This window comes from Agrococcus carbonis (assembly GCF_900104705.1).
GTDB lineage: Bacteria > Actinomycetota > Actinomycetes > Actinomycetales > Microbacteriaceae > Agrococcus > Agrococcus carbonis.
Genome location: NZ_LT629734.1, coordinates 386,963 through 399,320, shown reverse-complemented (window position 1 = coordinate 399,320; position 12,358 = coordinate 386,963). Strand labels below are relative to the sequence as shown.

Below are 12,358 nucleotides of genomic sequence, written 5' to 3'. Positions count from 1 at the left end.
AGAAGAGGGGCCCCCTCGGGGACCCCTCTTCGCGAAGCTGCTCAGCTCAGAGCGCGGCGACCTGCTTGGCGATGGCCGACTTGCGGTTCGCCGCCTGGTTGCGGTGGATGACGCCCTTCGAGACGGCCTTGTCGAGCTTGCGCGACGCGACAGCGACCTTCTCCTGCGCGACGGCCTTGTCGCCGGCGGCGATGGCCTTGCGGGCCTCGCGCACAGCGGTGCGGAGCTCGCTCTTGAGGGCGCGGTTGCGGTCGGTCGCCTTCTGGTTGGTCAGAATGCGCTTGATCTGCGACTTGATGTTCGCCATGGTGTCCTGTCCTGGTTGGGAAGCGTGGGCGGCGGCGGCTTGCGCTCCTGCAGAGCCCGCCGCATCCCGGCCTCGCGCGACGGGCGCGCAGAAGCAGGGGAAGCCAACGAATGATGCTACCAGCGCGCGTCCGGTGCTCGCAACGCGAGCGACCGCATCCGCTGTGGAAGAATGGAGCATTCCGCGCCGTCCGTTCCGGCGGCGCCCGAAGCCCACCCGAGAAGGACCCGTGAGCCCCCGAGCGACCAAGGCCCTCGAGCCCGCCGCGACCGATCCGGCGCAGATCCGCAACTTCTGCATCATCGCGCACATCGACCACGGCAAGTCGACCCTCGCCGACCGGATGCTGCAGCTCACCGGCGTCGTCGACGACCGCTCGATGCGCGCGCAGTACCTCGACCGCATGGACATCGAGCGCGAGCGCGGCATCACGATCAAGTCGCAGGCCGTGCGCATGCCGTGGGCCGTCGACGGCGAGCCGTACGCGCTCAACATGATCGACACCCCCGGGCACGTCGACTTCACCTACGAGGTGAGCCGCTCGCTCGCCGCGTGCGAGGGCGCGATCCTGCTCGTCGACGCGGCGCAGGGCATCGAGGCGCAGACCCTCGCCAACCTCTACCTGGCGATGGAGAACGACCTCGAGATCATCCCCGTGCTCAACAAGATCGACCTGCCGGCCGCCGACCCGGAGAAGTACGCGGCCGAGATCGCGGGCCTCATCGGCGGCGACCCGGCAGACGTGCTGCGCGTGAGCGGCAAGACCGGCGAGGGCGTCGAGGCGCTGCTCGACCGCGTGGTGCAGACCATCCCCGCGCCCGTCGGCGACGTCGACGGCCCGGCGCGCGCGATGATCTTCGACTCCGTGTACGACGCCTACCGCGGCGTCGTCACCTACGTGCGCATGGTCGACGGGCGGCTCGCGCCGCGCGAGCAGATCCAGATGATGTCGACCGGCGCCCGCCACGAGCTGCTCGAGATCGGCGTCTCGAGCCCCGAGCCGCGCCCGTCCCAGGGCCTCGGCGCCGGCGAGGTCGGCTACCTCATCACGGGCGTCAAGGACGTGCGCCAGTCGAAGGTCGGCGACACCGTCACCTCGTTCCGCACGCCTGCCGAGCAGCCCCTCAAGGGCTACGCCGACCCGAAGCCGATGGTGTTCTCGGGGCTGTACCCGATCGACGGCAGCGACTACCCGGTGCTGCGCGAGGCGCTCGACAAGCTCAAGCTCTCGGATGCGGCGCTCGTCTACGAGCCCGAGACCTCGGTCGCGCTCGGCTTCGGCTTCCGCTGCGGGTTCCTCGGCCTCCTGCACCTCGAGATCATCACCGAGCGCCTCCGCCGCGAGTTCAACCTCGACCTCATCGCGACGGCGCCGAGCGTCGTCTACGAGGTGGAGACCGAGGACCGCAAGGTCCACACCGTCACGAACCCGAGCGAGTTCCCCGAGGGCAAGATCCACTCGGTCGTCGAGCCGATGGTGCGCGCGACGATCCTCGCGCCCAAGGACTACGTCGGCGCGATCATGGAGCTGTGCCAGTCGCGCCGCGGCACGCTCGGTGGCATGGAGTACCTCTCGGAGGACCGCGTCGAGCTGCGCTACCGGCTGCCGCTCGGCGAGATCGTCTTCGACTTCTTCGACCAGCTGAAGTCGAAGACGCAGGGCTACGCATCCCTCGACTACGAGCTCGACGGCGAGGAGGAGGGCGACCTCGTCAAGGTCGACATCCTGCTGCAGGGCGAGCAGGTGGATGCGTTCAGCGCGATCGTGCACCGCGACAAGGCCTACGCCTACGGCGTGCTCATGGCCGGGAAGCTGCGCGAGCTCATCCCGCGGCAGCAGTTCGAGGTGCCGATCCAGGCCGCCGTCGGCGCCCGCATCATCGCCCGCGAGACCATCCGCGCGATCCGCAAGGACGTGCTCGCCAAGTGCTACGGCGGCGACATCACCCGCAAGCGCAAGCTGCTCGAGAAGCAGAAGGAGGGCAAGAAGCGCATGAAGATGGTCGGCCGCGTGGAAGTGCCCCAGGAGGCGTTCATCGCCGCGCTCTCGAGCGGCGAGACGAAGAAGGAAGCGAAGTAGGCAGCACGATGAAGCCCATCCGCGAGCGCGCCACGAACTACGGCTCCGTCGGGGCCACCGCCCACTTCGACTTCCACCGGTACCCGCCGAAGGGCTTCGAGGTCGTGCAGCTGCGCAGCCGCATCGGCCACGGCCGGCCCCGCTACGACGCCGCTGTCGCGGCGCTGCGCACCTGGAAGGTGCAGCGGCTCGCCGGCATCGAGGTCGACGTCGTCGGCACCGAGGAGGGCACCGTCTACCGCCCGGTCGGCTTCGACGGCGACGAGGCGACCCGCGCGGCGAGCATCGAGCCGCAGCAGGACTTCGGCCCCGACGGCGAGCCCTTCCTGCAGCCGGGCGACTCGGTCGACCAGCGCGTGCGCCTGCTCGGCATCCAGTTCCACGGCCCGATGCGCGTCATCGCGGTCGAGGAGGAGGCCAACAGCCACGGGGTCATCCTCGGCACGCTCGAAGGCCACCCCGAGGCGGGCGAGGAGCGCTTCACCGTCGAGATCGCCGACGACGAGACCGTCTTCCTGCACTTCCGCGCCATCGTGCGGAACGCCGCGTGGTACGCGAAGCTCGGCAAGCCGTTCGCGAAGGCGCTCCGGGCCAGGTACCACGACCGCTATATGAACGTGCTGCGGTCGATCGACGTGCGCTGACGATGGGACGCCTGCCCGACGGCGAGGCGGCTCCCGCCGACGGCCGGCTGCCCGAGGGCACCGCGGCCGACGCACCGTTCGGCACCTACATCCACGTGCCGTTCTGCTCGGTGCGCTGCGGCTACTGCGACTTCAACACGTACACGGCCGACGAGCTCCGCGGCGCGACCCGGGCGGGCTACCCCGGCGACGTCGCCCGCGAGATCGCGCTCGCCCGCGACGTGCTCGGCGAGCTGGGGCCCCTGCGGCCCATGCGGACCGTCTTCTTCGGCGGCGGCACCCCGACGCTGCTGCCCGCGGACGACCTCGTCGCGATGCTCGAGGGCGTGACGGATGCGTTCGGCCTCGCCGAGGGTGCGGAGGTCACGGTCGAGGCCAACCCCGACTCGATCGACGCCGCCGGGCTCGCGCGGCTCCGCGACGGCGGCGTCACGCGCGTCTCGGTCGGCATGCAGTCGGCGGTGCCGCACGTGCTCGCGGCGCTCGACCGCACCCATGACCCCGAGCGCGTGCCGCTGGTGGTCGAGTGGGCCCGCGACGCGGGGCTCGAGGTGAGCGTCGACCTCATCTACGGCGCGCCGGGGGAGTCGCTCGGCGACTGGCAGCGCTCGCTCGACGCCGCCGCCGCGATGGCGCCCGACCACGTCTCCGCCTACGCGCTCATCGTCGAGGAGGGCACGGCGCTCGCCCGCCGCATCCGTCGCGGTGAGCTCGCCGCACCCGACGACGACCTGCAGGCGGCGATGTACGAGGCGGCGGATGCGACGCTCGGCGCCGCGGGCTACTCCTGGTACGAGGTGTCCAACTGGGCGCGCGACGGGCGCGTCGCCCGGCACAACCTCGCCTACTGGCGCGGCCACGACTGGTGGGGCTTCGGGCCCGGCGCGCACAGCCACGTCGGCGGCGTGCGCTGGTGGAACGTCAAGCATCCGGCCGCCTACCGCGACCGGCTCGCGGCCGGCGCCTCGCCGGCGCTCGCGCGCGAGGTGCTCGACGACGAGACGCGCCGCGTCGAGCGCGTGCTGCTCGAGTCGCGCATCGCCGAGGGGCTGCCGGTCGGGCTGCTCGAGCCCGAGGGGCGCCGCGCGGTCGCGGGCCTCGTCGCCGACGAGCTCGTGGACGGCAGAGCCGCCCTCGCCGGCCGGGTGGTCCCGACGCTGCGAGGGCGGCTCCTGGCCGACGCGGTCGTGCGCCGGCTGCTGCCGTGAGGCGCGGCTACTTCACGAGCCGCCAGTTGAACGGGTAGCGGTACGAGCCGCCGCCGTTGACGCGCATCGCGCCGATGATCGAGAAGATCACCTGCAGCAGGCCCGGCACCCAGTAGAGCGCCATCAGGATGAAGCCGATGCCGACGATGCTGAGGATGGTGCCGACAACGATGAGGCCGATCGCCAGGATCGTCATGAAGATGCCGAAGTTCAGCGCCTCCTTCGACTCCTGCCGCGCGAAGGCGCTGCGGTCCTTGTAGATGAGGAAGACGATCAGCGGGCCGATCCAGCCGCCCCAGCCGCCCGTGACGATGGTCGACAGGCCGGAGAGGTGGCCCCACATGCCGGCGTTCTTCTCGTCCACGGGCGACATGGGGGCGCCGGCGGCGTACTGCGGCTGACCGGGAGCGCCGTACTGCGGCTGGCCAGGGGCGCCGTACTGGGCGCCGTACTGCGGCTGGCCGCCCGGGGCGCCGTACGGCTGCTGGCCCTGGCCGTAGCCGGCCTGGCCCTGTCCGTAGCCCGCCTGGCCCTGCCCGTACGGGTGCTGGTCCTGCCCAGCGCCGTAGGTCGGCGCGCTCGACTGGCCCTGCGGGGCGCCGTACTGCGGGGCGCTGGGCGTCTGCGGTGCGCCGGGCGCCTGGCCGTAGCCGGATGCGGCCTGGGCGTTCGGGTCCACGGCGTCGCCGCTGCCCGGCGCCGGCTGCTGCTGGCCGTGCTGCCAGCCCTGGCCGGGATCGGCGGGCTCGCTGAAGGCGGGCTGGCCGGGGGCCTCGGGCCCCGCTCCGGCGGCGGGCGACGAGAAGGACTGGGCGGGCTCGCCGACGCCGGGCGCGGCGGGCGCGCTGGGCGCGGCGTGCTGCTCGTCGGTCACGGAGAATCCGTCGACCGGCTGCTCGGCAGGATCGTGCTCGCCCGGGCGAGGAGCGTTGGGATCGGACATGGCGTGCCTTTCTCGGATGTCGACGCGGGCCGCCGAGGCGACTGCCGCTACCGCCATTGTGCGCGCGATCGCCTGGAGATCCTCTTCGAACCGCGGCGGGTCGCGGTAGGATTGGCAGTCAGCAGTTGAGAGTGCCAGCACAGACGGGGAGGGGAGCGATGGTCTCGGATCGTGGCCTCGAGGTCCTGCGCGCGATCGTGCAGGACTACGTGGCGCTGCGCGAGCCGGTCGGCTCGAAGGCGATCGTCGAGCGCCACGCCTTCGGCGTCTCCGCCGCCACCATTCGCAACGACATGGCGCTGCTCGAGGAGGAGGAGCTCATCGTCGCTCCCCACACCTCCTCCGGCCGCGTGCCCACCGACAAGGGCTACCGCGTCTTCGTCGACCGCCTGCAGCGCATGCAGCCGCTCACGCAGGCGCAGCGGCTCGCCATCACGCGCTTCCTCGACGAGTCGGTCGACCGCGACGACGTGCTCGACCGCACCGCCCGGCTGCTCTCGCAGCTCACGAACCAGGTCGCGCTCGTGCAGGTGCCGATCCGGCGGCATGCGCTCGTGCGCCGCGTCGAGCTCGTCGCGGTCTCGGAGCGCCGGGTGCTCGCGGTGCTCATCCTCGACTCCGGCAGGGTCGAGCAGCGGGTGCTCGACGCCGGCCAGCGCATCGACCCCGAGCAGGCGGGCGCGCTCGGGCGCGCGTTCACCGAGATGATCGGCGACCGCTCGCCTGCCGACGCCCAGCAGCGCCTCGCCGAGGCCGCCGCATCCGCCCCCGCCTCGCTCGGCCCCGCGACCGCCGCCGTCGCGCATGCGCTCGGCGAGATGCTGCAGACGGGCGGCGGCGACCGCATCGTGATGGCGGGCGCCTCGAACCTGGTGCGCGAGGAGCGCGACTTCCACGGCACCGTCACCCCCGTGCTCGACGCGATCGAGGAGCAGGTCACGCTGCTGCGCCTCTTCGCCGAGATGGGCGGCGACGGCGGCGTGGCCACCCGCATCGGCCGCGAGCTGCACGGGCCGCTCGGCGAGGCGTCGATCGTCGCATCGACGTACTCGACCGACGGCATCGAGGGCCACGTGGGCGTGCTGGGCCCCACCAGGATGGACTACGCAGGGAACATGGCCGCGGTGCGCGCAGTGGCGCGCTACCTCACGCGGCTGCTGAGCGAGGACTGAGTGACCGACCACTACGAGACCCTCGGCGTCGCCCGCGACGCCGCCCAGGACGAGATCAAGAAGGCGTACCGCAGGCTCGCCCGCGAGCTGCACCCCGACGTGAACCCCAGCGAGGACGCGGCGGAGCGGTTCAAGGACGTCACGCACGCCTACGACGTGCTCGGCGACCCGCAGTCGCGCGCGGAGTACGACCGCGGCCCGATGCCCGGCATGGGCGGCGCCGGCTCGTTCGGCTTCGGCGACATCTTCGAGCAGTTCTTCGGCGGCGGCCGCTCGAGCGGCCCTCGCTCGCGGCGACAGCCGGGGCAGGACAGCCTGCTGCGCGTCGACCTCGACCTCGCCGACGTCGTCTTCGGCGTGCACCGCGAGCTGCGCGTGCAGACCGCCGTGCTGTGCGAGACGTGCGAGGGCGCCGCGACCGCGCCCGGCACCAGCCCCGAGCGCTGCCTGCAGTGCGGCGGCTCCGGGCACGTCCAGCGCCAGGTGCGCTCGCTGCTCGGCAACGTCGTCACGAGCCAGCCCTGCGGCGTCTGCCAGGGGTACGGCACCGTCATCCCGCAGCCGTGCCACACGTGCGCCGGCCACGGCCGCGTGCGCGCCGAGCGCACGATCCCGGTCGACATCCCCGCGGGCGTCGACACGGGGCTGCGCATCCAGCTGCCCGGTCAGGGCGAGGTGGGCGAGGGCGGCGGCCCCGCCGGCACGCTCTACCTCGAGATCAACGTGCGCCACCACGACGTCTTCAGCCGCGACGGCGACGACCTGCTCGGCACCCTCGAGGTGTCGATGCCGGATGCGGCGCTCGGCGCCCGCACCACGGTCGAGGGCATCGACGGGCCCGTCGAGGTCGAGGTGCGCGCCGGCACGCAGTCGGGCGACGTCATCACGATCGGCGACCGCGGCGTCACCCGGCTGCGCGGCGCCGGCCGCGGCGACCTCAAGCTCGGCGTGCAGGTCGTGACGCCGCAGAAGGTCGACCGCCGCACCGAGGAGCTGCTGCGCGAGCTGCGCGACCGCACGAAGGCGCCCGCGCCGCAGCTCGCGCACTACCGGCAGGGCCTGTTCGCCAAGATGCGCGACCGCTTCCGGCTCTGATGGCGCACTGCTACTGGCACGACGCGCTCGCCGGCGCCGCAGCGGGCGACGTCGTGACGCTCACCGGCGAGGAGGCGCACCACGCCGCCGTCGTCTCCCGGATGCGCCGCGGCGAGCGGGTGCTCGTGAGCGACGGTGAGGGCACGCTCGCCGAGGGCGTCATCGACCGCGCCGAGCGCGACGGGGTCGACGTCGTGCTGCAGCGCGTCGAGCGCGTCCCGGCGCCCGTGCCGCGCATCGGCCTCGCGCAGGCGCTCGCGAAGGGCGACCGCGCCGAGCTCGCCGTGCAGGCGGCGACCGAGCTGGGGGTCGACGCGATCGTGCCGTGGCAGGCGCGCCGCAGCGTCGTGCAGTGGAAGGGCGACCGGGGCGAGAAGGCGCTCGAGCGCTGGCGGAAGATCGTGCGCGAGGCGGGCAAGCAGGCGATCCGCCCGCACCTGCCCGGCGTGGGCGCGGTCGTCGACACCGCGGGGCTCGCGCGTCTCGCGGACGAGTGGCAGCTCGTCGTGCTCGAGCCCACCGCATCCGTCGCGCTGCCGCAGGTGCCGCTCGAGCGCGACGTGCTGCTCGTCGTGGGGCCCGAGGGCGGGATCGAGCCGGGCGAGCTCGAGGCGCTCGAGGCGGCGGGCGCGGTGCCGGCCCGGATGGGCGACCACGTGCTGCGCACCTCGACAGCCGGGCTCGCGGGCATCGCGGGCCTCTCGATGCTGCTCGGCCGCTGGTGAGCAGCGCGAAGGTAGGCTGACGGCATGGCTGAGCCCACCGTGTTCGAGAAGATCATCGCGCGCGAGATCCCGGCGGAGATCGTGCTCGAGAACGACCGCCTCATCGCGTTCACCGACATCAAGCCGCAGGCACCCATGCACGTCGTGGTGACGCCGAAGACGGCGCAGTACCGCGACGTGGTCGAGCTCGCCGCCGGCGACCCCGACCTGCTGGCCGAGATGGTGCAGGTGGCGCGGGCGATCGCGCGGGAGCGCGCCGAGGGCGACTTCCGCCTCGTGTTCAACACCGGCGAGCTCGCCGGGCAGACGGTCTTCCACGTGCACGCGCATGTGCTCGCGGGATCGCTGGGAGAGGGTTCGCTTGCCTGAGTCCACCGAGTCCACCCGGTCCACCGCCACCGAGTCGATCGAGATCGACGGCATCGAGATGGTGCGGCTGCTCGGGCCGCAGGACCGACTGCTCACGCGGCTCGAGCACGAGCACCCCGATGTGACCGTCGCGGTGCGCGGCAACCTCGTGAGCCTCAGTGGCCCCGAGGAGGACGTGCGCGTCGCGGGACGGCTCGTGCGCGAGCTCGTCGACCTCGTGCGGCAGGGAACGCACCTGAGCCAGACCGAGGTGGGCGAGGGCTCCCGCATCCTCCGGCAGGACTCGAGCCGCAGCCTCGCCGACGCGATCGGCGAGGTGATCCTCACCTCGAAGGGCAAGTCGATCCGCGCGAAGACCGAGGGCCAGCGCGCCTACGTCGAGGCGATCGAGGACCACACGATCGTGTTCGGCATCGGCCCGGCCGGCACCGGCAAGACCTACCTCGCGATGGCGAAGGCCGTGCAGGCGCTGCACCGCAAGGAGGTCAACCGGATCATCCTCACGCGGCCCGCGGTCGAGGCGGGGGAGCGGCTGGGCTTCCTGCCCGGCACGCTCACCGACAAGATCGACCCCTACCTGCGGCCGCTCTACGACGCGCTCAACGAGATGATGGATCCCGAGCTGCTGCCGAAGCTGCTCGCGACCGGCGTCGTCGAGGTCGCGCCGCTCGCGTACATGCGCGGCCGCACGCTCAACGACTCGTTCATCGTGCTCGACGAGGCGCAGAACACGACGCCCGAGCAGATGAAGATGTTCCTCACCCGGCTCGGCTTCGGCTCGAAGATGGTCGTCACCGGCGACGCGACCCAGGTCGACCTGCCCGCCGGCACCTCCGGGCTGCAGGTCGCGCAGCACGTGCTGCGCCGCATCGACGACATCCACTTCTCGCACCTCACGAGCGCCGACGTCGTGCGGCACACGCTCGTCGGTGCGATCGTCGACGCGTACACCGAGCACGACCAGCGGCAGATGGCGCGCGAGGCGCGGCGTCCGCAGCAGCAGCACCGCGGGAGGCGCTGATGGCGATCGACCTGCTCAACGAATCCGGCGCCGAGGTCGACGAGGCCCAGCTGCTGCGGCTCGTCGCGTTCGACCTCGAGCGGCTCTTCGTGCATCCCGACGCCGAGGTCTCGGTCGTGCTCGTCGACGTGCCCACGATCGAGCAGCTGCACGTGCAGTGGATGGACGAGCCCGGCCCCACCGACGTGCTCTCGTTCCCGATGGACGAGCTGCGGCCCGGCTCGCACGATCAGCCCACGCCGCCGGGGCTCCTCGGCGACATCGTGCTGTGCCCCGAGGTCGCCCAGGAGCAGGCCCGCGAGGCCGGCCACAGCCTCATGACCGAGCTGCGGCTGCTGACGACGCACGGGCTGCTGCACCTGCTCGGCTTCGACCACGCCGAGCCGCACGACCGCGACGAGATGTTCGCGCTGCAGGATCGCCTGCTCGAGGCGTTCGAGGAGCACGACTCCTCCACCCCGGGCCGCGCCCCCTGATGTTCGAGATCGTCCTCTTCGTCGTCGCCGCGCTGCTCGTGGCCTTCGGCGCCTGGCTCGCCGCGTGCGACGCCGCGCTCGGCGTCGTCTCGCGCGCCGAGCTGCAGGCGGCCGCGAAGACCTCGCGCCGCGAGCGCGCCATGCTCTCGATCGCCGACGACCTGCCGAGCCACATCATGACGCTCCAGTTCGGCCGCATCATGTGCGAGACGATCGCGGCGGTGCTCATCACGCTCGCGGTCGACTCGCTCGTCGTGGAGTGGTGGATCACGCTGCTCGTCGCGGGCGGCGCCATGATCCTCATCTCGTTCGTGCTCGTGGGATCGAGCCCGCGCGCCGTGGGCCGCGCCCACGCGGTCGGGCTGCTGCGCGCATCCGCCGGCTTCATCCGCTTCTGGCGCGTGCTCACCGGCCCCGTCGCCTCGCTCGTCGTGACCGTCGGCGACAAGGTGACGCCGGGCCGCCAGCGCGAGACGGCGTTCGCGACCGAGCAGCAGCTGCTCTCGATGGTCGACGCCGCCGCGGAGTCGGCGGTGCTCGAGGACGACGACCGCGAGCTCATCCACTCGATCTTCGAGTTCAACGCGACGCTCGTGCGCGAGGTCATGGTGCCGCGGCCCGACATGATCGTCGTCGAGCGCGACGTGACGGCGGCGGATGCGCTGCGGCAGTTCCTCGACAACGGCCTCTCGCGCATGCCGGTCGTGGGGGAGTCGACCGACGAGATCGACGGCATCCTGTACCTGCGCGACGTCGTGCGCAGCCGCACGTGGCGGCCCGACGCATCCGAGACCGCGGCCGACCTCGCGCGCCCCGCGCTGCTCGTGCCCGAGTCGAAGAACGCCGACGACACGCTCGCGCTCATGCAGGCCGAGCGGATGCACGTGGCGATGGTCGTCGACGAGTACGGCGGGATCGCGGGGCTCGTGACCCTCGAGGACCTCGTGGAGGAGCTCGTCGGCGAGATCCACGACGAGCACGACCGCGGCCGCGCCGAGACGGTCGACGCCGGCGACGGCGTCTGGCACGTGTCTGCCCGGCTGCAGATCGACGAGCTCGGCGACCTCTTCGGCCTCGACCTCGAGGACGAGGACGTCGACACCGTCGGCGGCCTCATGCAGAAGGAGCTCGGCCGCATCGTCGAGGTCGGCGACGTGGTCACGACGCGCGGCCTGCGGATCGAGGTGCGCTCGCTCGACGGGCGCGGACGCAGCACGGGCGAGATGGCGGTGCGGCTCGTCGAGCAGCCCGCCGAGCCCGGCACCGAGGGGGCAGCATGACCGAGCAGACGCATCGCAGCGGGTTCATCACGTTCGTCGGCAGGCCGAACGCCGGCAAGTCGACGCTCATGAACGCGCTCGTCGGCGAGAAGATCGCGATCACGTCGTCGAAGCCGCAGACGACGCGCCACGCGATCCGCGGGGTCGTCCACCGCGACGACGCGCAGATCGTGATCGTCGACACCCCCGGCATGCACAAGCCGCGCACGCTGCTCGGCAAGCGGCTGAACGCCGTCGTGCAGACGACGCTCGGCGACGTCGACGTCATCTGCCTGTGCATCCCCGCCGACGAGCCGATCGGCCCGGGCGACCGCTACATCGACCAGCAGCTGGGCGGCTTCCCGCGCGCCCACAAGATCGCGGTCGTGACGAAGACCGACGCGGCCTCGAAGGAGCGCGTCGCGGCGCAGCTGCTCGCCGTCTCCGAGCTGCGGGAGTGGGATGCCGTCGTGCCGCTGTCGTCGGTCGCGGGGGAGCAGCTCGACGTGCTGCTCGATGCGATCGTGCCGCTGCTGCCCGAGGGTCCGCCGTTGTACGAGACCGCGACGACGACCGAGGAGCCGCTGCACGTGCGCGTCGCCGAGCTCATCCGCGAGGCGGCGCTCGAGGGCGTGCGCGACGAGCTGCCGCACTCGATCATGGTGACGGTCGACGACATCGCCGAGCGCGAGGGTCGCGACCTCACCGACGTGTACGCCAACCTCTGGGTGGAGCGCGACAGCCAGAAGGGCATCATCATCGGCAAGGGCGGCTCGCGGCTCAAGCAGGTGGGGGCGGATGCGCGAGCCGAGATCGAGCGGATGCTCGGCACCCGGGTGCACCTCGACCTGCGGGTGAAGGTCGCGAAGGAGTGGCAGGGCGACCCCAAGCAGCTGGGCCGCTTCGGGTTTTGAGCGCGCAGGCCGCAATGCCGCAGAGCGGCGTTGCGGCCGGAGCGCTCAAGGTCGAGGAGCGCGCGGCCTCCGGCCGCACGCGTCACGAGACCCAGCCGTCCCGCTGGTCGGGCGCGTGTGCAGCCCCCGGCCGCACGCGTCACGA

General features: G+C 72.3%; 13 protein-coding genes. 11 read left to right on the top strand and 2 right to left on the bottom strand.

All coding sequences use genetic code 11. From position 1 onward, the window contains the following. Positions 1 to 46 precede the first annotated feature (46 nt). The gene (rpsT, locus tag BLT67_RS01940) at positions 47 to 307 is read right to left on the bottom strand and encodes a 30S ribosomal protein S20 (protein ID WP_092665438.1); all 261 of its coding nucleotides are present in this window, start codon (positions 305 to 307) and stop codon (positions 47 to 49) included. A gap of 229 nt (positions 308 to 536) precedes the next feature. Here rpsT and lepA point away from each other — a divergent pair, with 229 nt between their 5' ends. Genes lepA through hemW form a run of 3 tightly spaced genes read left to right on the top strand, consistent with a single transcriptional unit; the run spans position 537 to position 4,239 of the window. Next, positions 537 to 2,387: a translation elongation factor 4 gene (gene lepA / locus BLT67_RS01935; protein ID WP_092665436.1), complete on the top strand. Its 1,851-nt coding sequence runs from the start codon at positions 537 to 539 to the stop codon at positions 2,385 to 2,387. A gap of 8 nt (positions 2,388 to 2,395) precedes the next feature. Continuing rightward, on the top strand, positions 2,396 to 3,031 hold the full coding sequence (locus BLT67_RS01930) for a DUF1990 family protein (RefSeq protein ID WP_092665434.1): 636 nt from the start codon (positions 2,396 to 2,398) through the stop codon (positions 3,029 to 3,031). 2 nt (positions 3,032 to 3,033) lie between these two features. Continuing rightward, positions 3,034 to 4,239, top strand: a complete 1,206-nt coding sequence (hemW, locus tag BLT67_RS01925) for a radical SAM family heme chaperone HemW (RefSeq protein ID WP_092665432.1) — start codon at positions 3,034 to 3,036, stop codon at positions 4,237 to 4,239. 7 nt (positions 4,240 to 4,246) lie between these two features. On the opposite strand, the gene BLT67_RS01920 is transcribed toward hemW, so the two are convergent. Further along, positions 4,247 to 5,182, bottom strand: coding sequence for a DUF4870 domain-containing protein (locus tag BLT67_RS01920; RefSeq protein ID WP_092665430.1), 936 nt, complete (start codon positions 5,180 to 5,182; stop codon positions 4,247 to 4,249). A gap of 158 nt (positions 5,183 to 5,340) precedes the next feature. Here BLT67_RS01920 and hrcA point away from each other — a divergent pair, with 158 nt between their 5' ends. Genes hrcA through era form a run of 8 tightly spaced genes read left to right on the top strand, consistent with a single transcriptional unit; the run spans position 5,341 to position 12,213 of the window. Further along, complete coding sequence (gene hrcA, locus BLT67_RS01915; protein WP_092665428.1) at positions 5,341 to 6,354, top strand: heat-inducible transcriptional repressor HrcA; 1,014 nt, start codon at positions 5,341 to 5,343, stop codon at positions 6,352 to 6,354. After that, positions 6,355 to 7,449 (top strand): molecular chaperone DnaJ, encoded by a 1,095-nt coding sequence (dnaJ, locus tag BLT67_RS01910; protein WP_092665426.1) that lies wholly within the window; start codon positions 6,355 to 6,357, stop codon positions 7,447 to 7,449. It begins immediately after the preceding gene. Next, positions 7,449 to 8,174: a 16S rRNA (uracil(1498)-N(3))-methyltransferase gene (locus tag BLT67_RS01905; RefSeq protein WP_092665424.1), complete on the top strand. Its 726-nt coding sequence runs from the start codon at positions 7,449 to 7,451 to the stop codon at positions 8,172 to 8,174. The genes dnaJ and BLT67_RS01905 overlap by 1 nt, the downstream gene beginning before the upstream one ends. 24 nt (positions 8,175 to 8,198) lie before the next feature. Continuing rightward, positions 8,199 to 8,543: a histidine triad nucleotide-binding protein gene (locus tag BLT67_RS01900; RefSeq protein ID WP_092665422.1), complete on the top strand. Its 345-nt coding sequence runs from the start codon at positions 8,199 to 8,201 to the stop codon at positions 8,541 to 8,543. Continuing rightward, on the top strand, positions 8,503 to 9,564 hold the full coding sequence (locus tag BLT67_RS01895) for a PhoH family protein (RefSeq protein WP_092665420.1): 1,062 nt from the start codon (positions 8,503 to 8,505) through the stop codon (positions 9,562 to 9,564). The genes BLT67_RS01900 and BLT67_RS01895 overlap by 41 nt, the downstream gene beginning before the upstream one ends. Then, the gene (gene ybeY, locus BLT67_RS01890) at positions 9,564 to 10,040 is read left to right on the top strand and encodes an rRNA maturation RNase YbeY (protein WP_092665418.1); all 477 of its coding nucleotides are present in this window, start codon (positions 9,564 to 9,566) and stop codon (positions 10,038 to 10,040) included. Before BLT67_RS01895 ends, ybeY begins: the two co-directional genes overlap by 1 nt. Next, positions 10,040 to 11,320 (top strand): hemolysin family protein, encoded by a 1,281-nt coding sequence (locus tag BLT67_RS01885; protein ID WP_092665416.1) that lies wholly within the window; start codon positions 10,040 to 10,042, stop codon positions 11,318 to 11,320. Before ybeY ends, BLT67_RS01885 begins: the two co-directional genes overlap by 1 nt. After that, on the top strand, positions 11,317 to 12,213 hold the full coding sequence (era, locus tag BLT67_RS01880; RefSeq protein WP_092665414.1) for a GTPase Era: 897 nt from the start codon (positions 11,317 to 11,319) through the stop codon (positions 12,211 to 12,213). Before BLT67_RS01885 ends, era begins: the two co-directional genes overlap by 4 nt. Positions 12,214 to 12,358 lie beyond the last annotated feature (145 nt).